The organism is Bradyrhizobium sp. dw_78 (assembly GCF_018449525.1).
Lineage (GTDB): Bacteria > Pseudomonadota > Alphaproteobacteria > Rhizobiales > Xanthobacteraceae > Bradyrhizobium.
This window is the reverse complement of sequence record NZ_JAAVUS010000001.1, coordinates 581,489-595,050: the sequence shown is the minus strand read 5'-3', so window position 1 is coordinate 595,050 and position 13,562 is coordinate 581,489. Positions and strand designations below refer to the sequence as shown.

The 13,562-nt window shown below is 59.5% G+C and carries 13 protein-coding genes and 1 pseudogene; 8 read left to right on the top strand and 6 right to left on the bottom strand.

Features of this window, described 5'->3' with window-relative positions:
• Nucleotides 1-75: 75 nt before the first annotated feature.
• The 3 genes from HB630_RS02690 to HB630_RS02680 all read right to left on the bottom strand — a co-directional run bounded on the left by HB630_RS02690 (nucleotide 76) and on the right by HB630_RS02680 (nucleotide 3,747).
• Nucleotides 76-660, bottom strand: a complete 585-nt coding sequence (locus HB630_RS02690) for a hypothetical protein (protein WP_213769880.1) — start codon at nucleotides 658-660, stop codon at nucleotides 76-78.
• Between the two features lie 239 nt (nucleotides 661-899).
• The gene (locus HB630_RS02685) at nucleotides 900-2,153 is read right to left on the bottom strand and encodes an O-antigen ligase family protein (RefSeq protein ID WP_213769878.1); all 1,254 of its coding nucleotides are present in this window, start codon (nucleotides 2,151-2,153) and stop codon (nucleotides 900-902) included.
• A gap of 343 nt (nucleotides 2,154-2,496) precedes the next feature.
• Nucleotides 2,497-3,747: a polysaccharide biosynthesis/export family protein gene (locus HB630_RS02680; protein WP_213769877.1), complete on the bottom strand. Its 1,251-nt coding sequence runs from the start codon at nucleotides 3,745-3,747 to the stop codon at nucleotides 2,497-2,499.
• A gap of 238 nt (nucleotides 3,748-3,985) precedes the next feature.
• Between HB630_RS02680 and HB630_RS02675 the strand changes: the two genes are divergently transcribed.
• The 3 genes from HB630_RS02675 (at nucleotide 3,986) to HB630_RS02665 (ending at nucleotide 6,556) form a co-directional block, all read left to right on the top strand.
• On the top strand, nucleotides 3,986-4,690 hold the full coding sequence (locus tag HB630_RS02675) for a hypothetical protein (protein ID WP_213769876.1): 705 nt from the start codon (nucleotides 3,986-3,988) through the stop codon (nucleotides 4,688-4,690).
• Between the two features lie 122 nt (nucleotides 4,691-4,812).
• Nucleotides 4,813-5,091, top strand: coding sequence for a hypothetical protein (locus tag HB630_RS02670; protein ID WP_213769875.1), 279 nt, complete (start codon nucleotides 4,813-4,815; stop codon nucleotides 5,089-5,091).
• A gap of 163 nt (nucleotides 5,092-5,254) precedes the next feature.
• On the top strand, nucleotides 5,255-6,556 hold the full coding sequence (locus HB630_RS02665) for a hypothetical protein (RefSeq protein ID WP_213769874.1): 1,302 nt from the start codon (nucleotides 5,255-5,257) through the stop codon (nucleotides 6,554-6,556).
• Between the two features lie 38 nt (nucleotides 6,557-6,594).
• Here the strand turns inward: HB630_RS02665 and HB630_RS02660 are convergent, their stop codons facing one another.
• Nucleotides 6,595-7,212: a transglutaminase-like cysteine peptidase gene (locus HB630_RS02660; RefSeq protein ID WP_213769873.1), complete on the bottom strand. Its 618-nt coding sequence runs from the start codon at nucleotides 7,210-7,212 to the stop codon at nucleotides 6,595-6,597.
• A gap of 181 nt (nucleotides 7,213-7,393) precedes the next feature.
• Here HB630_RS02660 and HB630_RS02655 point away from each other — a divergent pair, with 181 nt between their 5' ends.
• From HB630_RS02655 to HB630_RS02645, 3 genes are all read left to right on the top strand, one after another.
• The gene (locus tag HB630_RS02655; protein WP_213770697.1) at nucleotides 7,394-8,134 is read left to right on the top strand and encodes a metallophosphoesterase family protein; all 741 of its coding nucleotides are present in this window, start codon (nucleotides 7,394-7,396) and stop codon (nucleotides 8,132-8,134) included.
• A gap of 87 nt (nucleotides 8,135-8,221) precedes the next feature.
• Complete coding sequence (locus tag HB630_RS02650; protein ID WP_213769872.1) at nucleotides 8,222-8,887, top strand: hypothetical protein; 666 nt, start codon at nucleotides 8,222-8,224, stop codon at nucleotides 8,885-8,887.
• Nucleotides 8,888-9,037: 150 nt separating this feature from the next.
• A complete protein-coding gene (locus HB630_RS02645; RefSeq protein ID WP_213769870.1) occupies nucleotides 9,038-9,316 on the top strand; it encodes a hypothetical protein in 279 nt (92 codons plus the stop codon).
• Between the two features lie 84 nt (nucleotides 9,317-9,400).
• On the opposite strand, the gene HB630_RS02640 is transcribed toward HB630_RS02645, so the two are convergent.
• The gene (locus HB630_RS02640) at nucleotides 9,401-10,531 is read right to left on the bottom strand and encodes a hypothetical protein (RefSeq protein WP_213769868.1); all 1,131 of its coding nucleotides are present in this window, start codon (nucleotides 10,529-10,531) and stop codon (nucleotides 9,401-9,403) included.
• A 611-nt stretch (nucleotides 10,532-11,142) separates the two neighbouring features.
• Between HB630_RS02640 and HB630_RS02635 the strand changes: the two genes are divergently transcribed.
• Nucleotides 11,143-11,703: a PEPxxWA-CTERM sorting domain-containing protein gene (locus tag HB630_RS02635; protein ID WP_213769867.1), complete on the top strand. Its 561-nt coding sequence runs from the start codon at nucleotides 11,143-11,145 to the stop codon at nucleotides 11,701-11,703.
• A 288-nt stretch (nucleotides 11,704-11,991) separates the two neighbouring features.
• On the top strand, nucleotides 11,992-12,591 hold the full coding sequence (locus HB630_RS02630) for a PEPxxWA-CTERM sorting domain-containing protein (RefSeq protein ID WP_213769866.1): 600 nt from the start codon (nucleotides 11,992-11,994) through the stop codon (nucleotides 12,589-12,591).
• 77 nt (nucleotides 12,592-12,668) lie between these two features.
• On the opposite strand, the pseudogene HB630_RS02625 reads toward HB630_RS02630, so the two are convergent.
• Nucleotides 12,669-13,534 (bottom strand): annotated as a pseudogene (locus HB630_RS02625) (MBL fold metallo-hydrolase).
• Nucleotides 13,535-13,562 lie beyond the last annotated feature (28 nt).

The window sequence follows — 13,562 nt, the reverse complement described above, 5'->3', positions numbered from 1 at the left end:
ACATCGAACCACATTGCTCTCGGCTCCACCGCACCGGCGGCAAGCGCAACAATTCCCGGATTTCGGCAGGACGCCCTATTGGGGGCTTACCGAAGTCGGCGTGAACGTCGTCGGCGTGAACGAAGAGAAACTCGCCCCGCCCAGTGACCCGCCGGTCAACAGGTTGGGCGTCCCATTCGCGGCAAAATTGCTGCCGCCGTTGAAGCCGCCATTGTTTGCGCCGCCAGTAGGCGCACCGGCCGTATTCGGACCACCGCCGCCGGTACCGCCGCCACCTCCCGTCGACGCCGTTCCGGTGTCGCCCGCGATGGAGGCATAAGCCTTGATGATCTCAGTCAGTCCGGTGGCTGCGACCGCCTGTTGAATCTGGTTGGCGAAGGCAGGATCATTGTTGGCTGCATAGGTCTTCGCGGCCTGTGCCAACCCCTGCGCAATTGCGGTTTGCTGGTCGGGCTCGCCTGCTTTCAAGAGAGCGATGATGGAATCCAAGAACGTCTTGTCGGAGGTGAGTTCGTCGCGAACATTCTTCGTCAACTCGCCGGGAGATTGGGCGAGGCTGGGCTGACTTGGGCCTTGCTGCGCTGTCTGGGCATTCGCAAATCCTGCCGGCACAATCAAAGCGACACTCAGCAACAGACGTGCCGCAAACCGAACGATCATCTGAAATCTCCTTGGGCTACCCAACAGGTTGGTAAAATACTGCTCAGATCGTCTTGTTAAATCTTGGCTAAGTATAACGGACGCAAGCGGAATAAAAAAGCCTAAGCTGCGCAAATCGATTCCACGAACAATCCATTGATTTATATGGATAATTCTACCTTTCTCTCGAATGTTCCAGCCTGCCCGGCCGGTCACGTCGAATTAACGCTAACGGCCTTGATGATACTCTGTTTTTTGCTTCAGGTTGACGACATCTCGTCTACTGTGCCGCGAACGGCTTGCGAAAGCCCTAGACCGAGAAGCGCAAACACAACAATTGAATAGCCGGCAATCTGCAGCGAGAAATCAACCAGTGAGTGCAGCAGCGCGATGAGCGAAACGGCGAGAGCCGCCAGCGGCGCAACCATGCTACGCCGCCGGCCGCGCAATCCCAGGAACAACAGGACCAGGGCCGCGATCCAAGCGCCCGCGACGACGACCGCGAGTGGAATCCCCATTTCGGATGCCAACTCCAGCGGCGTATTATGCGCGATGTCCCATACGCCCCCCATGTAGAAGGCGTTGCTGCGATAGGCGGGAAACGCCGCAGCAAACGTCCCCAATCCGGTTCCAAACCAGGGATTGTCGGCGATGATCCCAAGCGTCGAGCGATAGGCAGCCAGCCGGCCCACATCGCTGAGACCCTCCAGATCGATGCGATCGCCAATATTGCTGCCGAGAATTTGCAGCACGAGCAAACTGGTCAGGATGCAGCCCATCGCCGCGACGACCAGCCCCTTCCCGCGCGGAAGGTCACGGCCAAAGTAAATCAGGAAGGTCAAAACCATGACCATCAACGAGACCAGGGTTCCGCCGCGCGAACTGGTCATGAACATCGCCGACAGACAGACGAACAGCATCACGAATCGAACGATCACCCGCTTCCGGGTGTTGGTCAAAAGATGGCCCGGTACTTTTTTCCACTCGATCGGGCCACGCGGCAGGCTTCCCCTTACCGCCGAAAGCAGCAGCACCAGCCACACCGTCGAGCATGAGCCGAAATAGGCAGCGGCGGTATTGCGATTGATGAATGTCGAGGTCAGGTTTCCAAAATACGCCGTCTTCTCGCGCCACAAAATTTCGTTGGGATCGAACTCGAGCGCAAGAATGCCGTAGACGGCATAGCCAACGCCCGCCCACGCCAAGACGCGAACCGCCCGCCGGGCGCGATCCGCATCGACACCGACCAGCAGACCAAGGACGAGCGCAAGCGTGTTCGCCAGCGAAGGTCCGAGCGCGAAGAGCGGCTCGTCCCTGACAATGGATACCGATGGCGCAAGCTGCCGCCCGAGCACTTCCGAAGCCCTGGCCCAGATCGGGTTGAAGGACGCGACCCAGGGGTGAGCAGATAATTGCTCGTGGAGAACCAGGCCAAAGCACAGGGCCACGAAGGCAAGGACCGCCAGCACCAGAAGATGCCCCGCAAGCAGTCGCCGGGTGGGTGCAAAAGCCAAGCCTGCACCCAGGATAACGCACCATGCGGCGACGAAAATGGGCTCTCGCGATCCGAACAGCAGAGGCGGCCCCGCCAGCGCGACGTAAAGGATGCCGGCGGAAATCCTGCTGGAAAGGCTACGTCTGCTGCGGCGCGAGTCCCCCGGGATTTCAGTCATTTGCAATGAGGATGACGTCCTGAGGCGTTCACGCAAATAGGTGCCGCCGGGAATTAGCCGCCGCGTCGTCCTGAAGTGACACCAGGATCAACGGCAACGAACTTGCCGCTAATCCCGGCAAATTCACACCGAGTCAACATTGAGCGAGGCCGACGTCAAGCGGGGACGTCGACCTCGTAAAGGCTCAGGGCGTACCGGTCGTAACCGTCCCCGATGTCACCACGGTCGTGGACGACGTCCCGGTCCCCGACAGTGCCTTGATCGAGTTGTAGAGCACGATGCCGTTGGTTCCGAGCACGATGCCGTTGTTCGCGGTCGCCATCATGACGTTCAGGTAGTTCAGGAACTTGGTCACGTCGACAGAGGGCGAATTCGCGATGAACAGCACGTCCTGGTTCCGCATCTGGACGTTCGTCGCCAGGAAGTAACCGCCCGGATCCCGGAAGCTTATGGTGAAAATCACCGGGATCAATTCGCCGGTGAACTTCTCGACGCCGACGCCGAGTTGCTGCGCGACCTCGCGGGGCTCAAGGCGATAAAGATAGACGGAGGCCGGATCGGCCTGCACATCGACGAGGCCGCCGGCTTTTCCGACCGCTTCCGCCAGGTTGACGCGCCATGCGTCGAAGTTGAACTCGCCCTGCTGGCCGGAGGCGCCGAACGCCAGGAACTTCTGCTGCTCGCGGTAGACATAAATCCGGTCACCCGGCTGCACATAGATATTGTTCGCGGGTTCGTAGACGAGGTTGGCGAACGGTACAGTGGCGCGGCGCGTACCACGCTGCAACATCACCCAGGTCTCGTAACCCTGGCCCTTGATGCCGCCGGCACGCGTGATGGCGTCGGTGATGCGGTCCAGCGCGCCAGACGCCGCGGCAGGATAGCGCGCCGGTGTATTGACTTCGCCGAAGACGCTGACCAGCGAGGTCCGCTGCTGCGAAAGCGACACGACCACCTGCGGCTCGATCGCGCGATTCTTGATCCGGTTGACGATGTCGTTCTGGATCTCGCCGTTGGTCCGCCCGCCGGCCTTCACAAGGCCGGCATAGGGCACGCTGATATTGCCGTCATTGTCCACGGTCTGATCCGGGATCGTGACGAAGTTGCCCGGGCGAACGCCGGCCTCGGTCGGAATGAACAAACCACCCGCAGCGGCTTCGAAGATCGTGACGCTGACGACGTCGCCGATGCCGAACACGAGATTGGCCGGCCGCACTTCCTTGTCGGGGAAGGCACCTGCCAGCCCGCGCGGCTCATAATGACCGAGGACGGAGACCGTCTCCGGCGTCAGTTTGACCAACGCATAAGGAAGCGTGTGCGTGTGCTGTGAATCGACATCGTAACTGGCAGGGCCGGACGCCGGCACCAGGGCGCAACCGCCCAAAAGAATGACCCCTGCCGTAATAAAAACCACTCTGGAAATATTTTGAAACATAATGGTCTGATCCCACCCTCCCTGAAGGATTATTGGAACGGGAACATCCAAACAAGCGCAGCACCGGCTATTTGAGCCTTCCTGGCGAATTTATTGGGACAGCTGCGCTAAAAATGCCACAAAATGGCCTCGCTGCCGGAGCTTTCAGCGGGTTGACGGAGCATACCGTGACAACCGTAGAATGTCAGATCTTTCAATTGACTAGGGGTATCGCCACGGCTTCGACTTGGCAGCAATCATGTGGCATATTTACAACCCATCAACCAAAGCGTGCCTATCAACCAAGCTCTCTGGGTGGCGAATGGCCTGTTTCCGATTCGGAGCGATCCCGCTGATTGCTCTGATTTTATCAGGATACCTTCTTTCTGGAATACCGAATGCGTCCGCCCAGCAGCAGACCGATATTTCCGAAGGCTTCGCGAAATGCAAGGTCATCGCCGATGATCAGACGCGGCTGAATTGTTTAAAGAAACTGCTGCCCTCGGCCGATTCCGCCGCCATCCCTGCCCAGAGTTCCCAGGATCGGTGGCCACTCGTCGTGACGCCTCATCCCGGCGGAGGCCGCGAGGCTGTCTCGATCATGAGAACGGCCGACACCGCACGATCCGACCCCGATCTGGCCGGGCTGATGATCCGCTGCCAGGAAAAGCCCGGCTTTGAGGTCCTGCTGGCGCTGGTGCGCCCGTTTCCGCCCCGGGCGCCAAGAGACGTCGTGATTAACCTAGGATCGACGCGGCCGGTACTCCACGCCGAGGTCTCGTCTCTCGGCACCGGCCTGGTTCTGCCGGTTGAACCGGCGATATTTACAACCGAGCCATGGCGGGAACTCCGGGAACTCGATGTCGTAATCAAGGACCCGGAAGGCGAGATTCATGGCGTGATCCCACTGGATGGGCTTGCTCCGGCGATGGCGGAACTTTCAGCCAGATGTCCGTCGGGATAGCCTTAAAAGACCCCAAATCCCCAAAAACAGGAGCCAATTTCCCCACCGGGGAGCCAAGCTGCGACGGCTTAACTGAATCTTAGCGTCCGCCGCCGAATCATCCACGGGAAGGAACACTCCTGATGGTCATGATTGCACTTTGCAGCTCATTGGTCGGCGCCGTACTGGGTACCCGCTTCAGGGTCCAAGTGCTGTTTTCGGCTGCGATGATCGGCTTTGTGACCGTGGCGATAATTGCCGCGATCAGGGGCTCGGCCGTGTCGTCGGCGATCGCAGCAGAGGTCGTCTACGCCGTTTCACTGCAGATCGGATATCTGGGCGGATTGTTCGCACAGGCATCCATGACGGCGGCGCGCGTTCCGGCGCGCCGGTCGTTGCGTTCGACCATCGTGCGAAACTGATTCCCCTTCGTAGCTTTAATTAGAAATCAGATCACTCGAAATCAGGTCGTTCTTGCTTGAACCGGCGCGCGCTTTGAGCTGTGCCTTGGGGTTTTCGCGCGCGTTGCAAGGCGTATTTTATCATGTATCGTCAAAGCCATTATTTCGAGAATTGGACAACCGCTTGCCGATCGGTTTCAACCTTCTGCTTGTCTCCATTGCCGTCGTACCTGCCCTCGTCATGTTCGACGGTCCCGTGGCGCAATTCCTCATCGAAGCTCTCGCCGCCATTACGCTTGCTTTCGTCGCGGCTGCCGCCCGTGCGGCGGACATCAATCTTGCCGCCCAGATTACGCGGCGGCTCAAGCTGGTCGCAGCCGTGCCGGCGATCTGGATGCTCATCCAGATTCTGCCGATGCCGTTCTCGGGGATATCCCATTCGATCTGGGTCAATGCCGACGAAGCGCTTAACCAGCGGTCTTTCGGACATATCAGTATCGACCTTGGCCGGACCATCGAGGCATCGGTCTTTTACATCGCCAATGTCGCGCTCATCGTCGCCGGTGTGTTTGCGTTCAAGGATCGACGGCGGGCAGAGCTTGCGCTGTTTGCCCTCGCCGCGATCACGACATTAACCGCCATCGCACTGCTGATCGCAAGATGGGGGCCGGTCGCGGGACTGGCGGCCGGGGAGACCAATGACATTCTCGCCGCCGTAGCCTCACTCGGGATCATATTATCGGCTGCGTGCGGCATCCGCGCCGTCGAACGCGCTGAAAGCAGGCGGGCAGAACCTTCAAGGCCAAAACAACATACCGGCATGGCTCTATTGCTCGCCGGCATCAGCCTGCTGGTTTGCATGGCGGGCCTTGCCGTCAGCGCAACCTTCAATGTCGGCATGGTCGCCGCTTTCGGTGTCGTCGCCTTCATTTCCGTGCAGATTATACGCCGCTTTGCCCTCGCCGGCTGGGCTACCGCCGTATTCGCTGCGACTCTGGTCATCGCGGCAGCGATGATTGTCGTCTGGCGCTACAATTCCTCCGGAAGCGCGCTCTCGCCATTTCTGCGGTTTGCGACCGCCGCATCTCCTGACGCGATTTCAGTGGCGCGGCGCATCCTGGCCGACACGAACTGGCCGGGCACGGGAGCAGGAACCTACGCGCAGCTCTTGCCCGTTTACGGAGAGACTGGCAGTTCGGCGATGAGCGCCCCCTCGACCGCCGCGGCGTTCGCGATCGAGCTTGGCTGGCCGATGACGCTGTTCGTGTTCGCGCTATCGATCGGAGTAATCTTCGCCCTCTACCGCGGCGCCCTGAGCCGTGGACGGGACTCCTTTTATCCGGCAGCCGCCGCGGCCTGCGCCGTCATCATTCTCGGCCAGGCCTTTTGCGACGCCAGCCTGCTGCATTCCGGCATCAACGTGCTCGGCGACGCCGCGATCGGGCTCGGGCTGGCGCAGAGCGTCAGCCACGGCAACAGCAGCTAAAGCATCCTCCGGCCCCAGAAGGCCCGCATTAACCCAAATCAGACGTTGCGGTTGCCGAGCGAAGCCCAATAGTTCGGATTTTTCGGCGTCTGGATACGAAGCCATTGATAGCCGGTCCGCGACCACGGACGGATCTGGCCCGTCAGATTGTCGAGCACGAGATCGCCGGTCGAGGTGCGAACGACCAGCACCAGATGGTGCTCGCCCCAGGCGGTGACGACTTCACTGAGCAGAAGCGCCCGCGTCGGCCAGCCTCGCGCCAGCAGTTCGGAACGCTTGCTTACCGCGTAATCATTGCAGTCGCCGCGGGAAGGATTGATCAGCCACTTCTCACCCGCCAGCCCCTCGGTGTTGCGCTCCGGAGCGATAGACGAATTGACCGCTTCATTGACGTCCTTCAAATCTCCATAGCGCTCGCTGGTCAGACGGACCGGACCGCCGCGAAACACCACCCGGTCGGGCTTGCACTGCTCCGCATAGCGCAGGCAGAACTGCGTGAAGGCCATCGGCGGCAAGGTATAGTTGCTGAACGAAATCCGCTTCACCATCGGACCGAGCGCGCGCGTCATCCCGACGAAACCCGCCTGCGCGTTCTGGGATCCGGCCAGGGCCGTGGTTGCGGCGATTGCAACAAGCCACTTGGAAATGGTACGCATTTTCTTTGCTCCCCTTTGCAGCTTGGAAACCTAGGGGAGAAATTTTGAGATATCGCTCGAATACGCCGGAGCGTTTGACTCAAACGTGAATGGCTCCATCGAGAAATTGTTAACTATTTTACTGAACGTCCGTGGCATGACAGTCGGGGGCCGGCACGTCAAATCGGGAATTTTGCTTCCTATGCTGGGTTTTTTGCGATCGCGCCGGATTGTCGAACCGCCGCAACTGCCGGACGGCGTTCGGGTCTATGCCTTCGGCGACATCCACGGCCGCGCCGACCTGTTGAAGAAAATGTTCACCGTGATCGACGCCGACGTCTCGCGCAGTCCAGTGGACCGCCCGATCGAGATTTATCTCGGCGACTATATCGACCGTGGGCCTTATTCCAGCGAGACCATCGAGCTTCTCATCGAGCGAAGCCAGTCCCGTGAGACCGTGTGCCTCAAGGGCAATCATGAAGCGTATTGCCTCGACGTGCTGCGCGAGCCCACGAAGCTTGAGGAGTGGCGACAGATCGGGGGGTTGCAGACCTTGATGTCCTATGGCCTCCAACCCTCGCTCAATCCGGGTGCGGCCGAGCAAGCCACGCTGATCAGAGCCCTCAAGGAGGCCATGCCGCGCGATCACCTGAGATTTCTCCAAAACCTCAAGCCCTCGTTCACGTGCGGCGATTTTTTCTTCGTCCATGCCGGCGTGCGGCCGGGCATTCCGCTCAAGGAGCAGCGGGAGCACGACCTGCTGTGGATCCGGGATGAATTTCTCGACAGCAACGAGAACTTCGGCAAATTCGTTGTCCACGGACACACCCCGGTCCGCGAACCCGACATCCGCCCTAACCGGGCCAATATCGATACCGGCGCTTATGCGACCGGGAATTTGACGTTATTGACGATTCAGGGAAGCAGCATGCTGGCGCTCTGAGCCGCCGGAGACGCTTCCAGCTATGGAACTTGTAGCTATGAAGCTTGCAGCTATAGACCTTGCGCTGCCAAGCGAAACAGGACCGCGATGAAACCCATCTGGAAGTTCCGGCTTCTTGCCATCCTCATTGTAGTGCTGGTCGGAGCCGTGTCGGTCTCAAGCCTGATTGCCGAATTCCTGCGGCCCGCGCCTTCGCCGCTGCCTTCGAGAGGCGGCAAGGCCCCCACTCCGCAACTGGTTGCTTCGGCAAGACTGGTGTCGATGATCGCGCCGTTCCGGACAGACCTGAAAGCCGATTACGCCATCGCGCTTGCCGCGCAGGCGCTGCAATCCGAAGCCGGCGAACAGGCGCCAGACAGCGAGGCCGCGCAGGATGCCGTGAAAAGCGCGCTGGAATTCGGCGCGCATGACTCGCGGATGTGGCTCGTGCTGGCGCTGCTCCGGGCGCGCCGCAATCTCGGCGATCCTCTCGTCACTGAATCGCTGAAGATGTCCTATCTCACTGGCCCGAACCGCGCCGAGCTTATCCCGACGCGACTGGACAGCGTAACGCTGAACAATGCCTTGAATGACCCCGATCTGAACGAGCTCGCGCGCAGCGACGTCCGCGCCGTTCTCACGCAATATCCGGATCAACGACAGGCTTTGATCAAGGACTATTTTCGCGCCTCCGCCATCGGAAAGAAATTCCTGGAAGACAGCGCCGGGATGCTCGATCCCGTCTTCGCGGCTGCGCTGCGAAACGCGAAGTAATCTGCGAGCGCCTTATCAGTTCTGATAGAGACCCCGCTATCCAAGTACGGGGGCTCAGCCAGGCAGGAGCATCAGAAAACAATAGGACCAAGAAAACAATAGGACCAAAGATATTTGACTTCTCGAGGCCCAAACTTGCTATGGGACCTGATGAAGCGATATTCAAAGCTGTTCCTCGCCATTATTCTTGGTGTGATGGCTACCGACGCAGCGGCAGAGCCATCTACTTGCACGGCGTGCGATCTCTCGCATCGTGAACAAATCAAGGCCGATCGCGCCAAGTACGATCTGGAAAACGACAAAGTCCAGGAAGATTTACACCGCGAACAGATCAGAGCCGACCGGGCCAAATACGATCGCGAAAACGGAAAGATCATCGTTCCTTCCGGAGACGCCATCAAGGACGGCCCCGTTTCCGGAAGAGATTGAATAATCGTCCACGCAGACTTCTTTTTCAGAAAAGCCGGCTTTCACCCATCGGATCGTCGCCCGAGGGCATGCTTTTCCGGCGCTCTAACGTTTCCGGCACTCTGAGTAGAATGAGCCGTTCACGGCGGCGATGCTTTCAAGGCAATGCTTGCTGTCCGTGATCTCGCCCGCGATCGTGAAATCATAGACTTCATTTTTCAGAATCAGCCCGTAGCGGCCCGGCGAAAGCGCCTTATCCGCATCGTCGCCGAGTATCTCGTACATATCGGAATGCCCCTTGATCGGAGCAGTCTGATAGGGAGATGAAATGTTGCGGATCACCCAGCTGTCCGTGCCCTTGGCGATGATAGGCTTGCCGCTCGGATCGAAACTCATGGCCTGCGCGACCTTGGCGATGATCCGCACCTCGGCGTGATCGAGCGCGTTAACGGCAGAGTCGCGCCGAAAGACAACGAATCTGACATGGGGGTCCGGAAGCACGGTTTTGGACGGCGTAGGGATCGCCGCCGAGATCGCGACACGCGGATCCGGGGCGCGGCCGGGCAGCAATTCCAACGGAAACAGCTTGCCGCTGCTGACCGCATACACGCCGAACGAGGTCGGAATGAGCGGATCATCCGGCGGCAGCGGCGCGCTTTCAGCCTGCGCCGGCGCCACCTGCTCAGGCGTAACCTTGACCGGCTTCGACACCGCTCGCGACAACTCGGCTCCGGTCTTGCGTCCCACCAGCGCCAGCAGACTTGAGCGTTGATAAACGGCAATCCCGGCGGCTGCGACGATGGCGAGCACCGCGAGATAACGCCAGGCGGCCGCGAAATGCCACAGCCGGCGAGGATCCGGACGCTCTGGATTTCGCGGTTGCCAGCGCGGCAAATCGAATTGAGCGTCAAGCCGGGCGGAATCGAGCGCTTCCGCCGTCCGGGCCGCCATCGCTGGATCTGCCGGCGCCCCCAATTGCGGCACTTGTCCGGTGGGCGGGCCCAAGGTCTGCAATTGCATTCCGCCGAAATGCGTCTCCACGCCGTGGATGGCAGCTTCCAGGGCGTGGGCGAGACGGCTTTGCTCTTCCGGATCTTCGCTGGCCGCCTGTTCATCGAGCTTGTGACGCGCCAGCTCATAGACGGTCGTACGGAGTTGCTGCGGATCGCCGTTGACCGCGTCGATCATCCGGGACAACACCAGCGCAAAGTCGATCGCGGTCGATGTCGTTGCCACCTCCGTGCTGGGTTCCTTGCGCGTGATATCCCGGGCCATGAATCGCTTGATACTATCGAGAGATCGCTCTGGGTTGCTGTTGCCAAACTATAGCGTTTTTGAGCGAAGCGGATACCGTTTCGCGTCAGAAAATACATTAAAACAAACTATTAGGCCCCGGTCTGGATTCAACCGGAACTACCAGGATCCTGCACCAAGACTTTACGCCAACACCCAGCATTCTGCGCCAGCACTCTATATGGTATTATTGTTATAAGCGCCGCCGCTGGCAATTTCATTTTGGTACCTGCTCATTCCACGAAACTCGCCGGCGTGTACGCGCCTTTCGCAAATCGCCAGCAGGCTGGTCAGATCGACATGCCGTCGAAAAGAGCGAACAGCGGCTTCCCCTGTGGCACGCGGAAGAGCCCGGCGCGCCGGATCGCACCCACGTCCAGCGCCCGGACCCTGCGCCGATGTTCGTATCGGATCGATGTCATGACTCAGCCGTCGCGGCCGGATGTCCTGGCGAGCCCAGCATCACGCCTTTTTTAGAACACAGTCACGCAACCGACATGTCATGCCCGTTCAATGGACCCGGCGATCCCAGAAGGGACGCGTTTATGGTCTGATTGAAGGAGTTTGATATGAAATTTGTAAGAGCGGCCGCTTTAATCATCGGAGTTGCGTTGCCAACCATCGCAACGATGGCTCCCGCCAGCGCAGCGGTTCAGGAAACGTTCGATTGGACGGTCACGGGGATGCCGTTCGATGGATTCGGCGCAGGGCTTTCTGGCAACGGCGAACTCACCGCGACCGAATCCACCAATGGCAGCTGGATTGTCAACACGGTTTCGGGATCTGTCGGTGGCGTCGCAATCGAAGGCCTGGCAAACTTCCTGGGGTCAGACAACCTGATTTTTCCCACTGGCGCCACGCTGGTCGACGATCATGGTCTTGGATTCCTGCTTGCGAATGGCAAGGACGTCGATATTTTCAGTGAGTTTTCCGAAGGTCTGATGCCAAGCAACATCTACACGGTGGAAGGCACCAACTCGAACGGCACCGCCAGTTTCACCCTGGTCGCCGCCGTCCCCGAGCCGTCGACCTGGGCGATGATGATCCTTGGATTTGTCGGCCTCGGCTTCATGACCTATCGCCGCAAGAATACGACGGCATTGCGCGCAGCCTGATCAACCTGCCCTTTCAAATCGAGAGGCCGCCGTAGGCGGCTTTTCTTTTTCGGCAGCTTGATTCCCACCTGGCCCCAGCGAGCATTCGGCCACGGCCGATTCAAATGATTGATGGGAGCAGGCCAATCATCGAAACGGTTCGGCCATTTATTTTTATATATTTCCGGGAAACATTATTCCGCCTCCCAAATTAAATCCTTACGCTCCCTTTACACATAATCGTCACATATCTGTAATGCAGCCGCGCCCATAATAACTTGTTTTAAATTTCGTTAATGGAAGGGCGCGATGCGTAAATTTACCCCTGGATTTTTCAAGACCTCCGCTTTGGCGGCGGCTTGCTTCTTCTCCGTTGCAGCGACGGCGGCTCACGCCGACGTCCTGACCTTCGACTGGACGCTGACCGCACCGGCCGCCAGCCTGGGCGGATTTACGGATACCGGCAGCGGCACGATCACGGTAACCACAGGTTCCACCGGCGATATCGTGACGGCGATCACCGGTGAAATTGGCGGCAATGCCATTACGGAGCTTCTGCCGACGGGAACTCTCAACGGAAACGATAATCTGCTGTTTCCAATTGGCACAAAGTTCGGTACGGGCCGCAATGCCTATACCAGCACATCCGACTTGGACCCCAATGGTATCGGCTTTGCCACTTCGGCTGGTAATTTCGATATTTTCGGCTTCTATGCTCCGGACTCCACCGATGTCACGGCCGGCAACAATTACGGCGAAGAAGGTCCGGTTCCTTTTGGCGTCGGCACCTTTGCCATCACCGCTGCGGTCCCCGAGCCCTCGACCTGGGCGATGATGATCCTCGGCTTCTTCGGCATCGGCGCGATGGCCTATCGTCGTCGCAAGGGCAGTGCCGTCCTGGCTGCCTGAAGGGGTCGAATCGCGACGAAAAAGACCGCCTCGCCGGCGGTCTTTTTTATTTATCCGTATTTAATCGCACAGCGCCTTCAGTCCCGCCTGAAGCGATAATTGAATCGATCACCGTCCGCCGTGACCGAGCCCGCCGTCGGCGTCGGGAAATGGATCGGCAGGATCAGCGCGTCGGTGTCTGCCACGGAAGCAAAGAACTTCCGGCGCGACACCGTGGACTGTTTGGCGTCCCAGTCCGGCATCGCCGACCAATCGGGCTCGCGGCACTGGATCGCGTGGTGCATGAGATCGCCGGTCACGACCGCGCGCTGGCCGCGCGAAAAGATATTGATGCAGCAATGGCAGGGCGAGTGCCCCGGCGTCGGCGTCAAGGTGATGGTGTCATCGAGCGCGTAATCGTCATCGACCAGAAGCGCCTGCCCCGCTTCCACGATCGGCAGGCAATTATCGCGAAACACCGTGCCGGGCGGATCGGCGCCGCGCTCATGCTCGGCTTCCCACACAGCATATTCGCCTTTGTGAAAGACGTATTTCGCATTCGGGAAGGTCGGCACCCAGCGGCCATCGCGCAGCACGGTGTTCCAGTCGGTATGATCGATGTGAAGATGCGTGCAGAAGACGTAATCGATCTTGTCGTAGCCGATGCCCAGCGCCAACAATTCGTTGCGCCAGCGCTCCTTGCCGGGAAAATCGAACGGCGGCGGATGGCCCTTGTCCTCGCCGGTGCAGGTGTCGACCAGAATGGTGTAGCGCGGCGTGCGAACCACGAAGGTCTGATAGGTGATGACGATCATTCCCAGTGCCGCGTCGAACACTTCCGGCTCAGATGGCGTTTGAACGTGGCCCCGTCATAGGCCGGGAAGAAATCCTGCGGCCGCCGCCACGGCCCCGCCCGCTCGATCACCGCATCGATGGTGATGTCTCCTACCCTGATCTGTTTCACTTTTGTTTCCCCCGCACTTGCCGGAGGA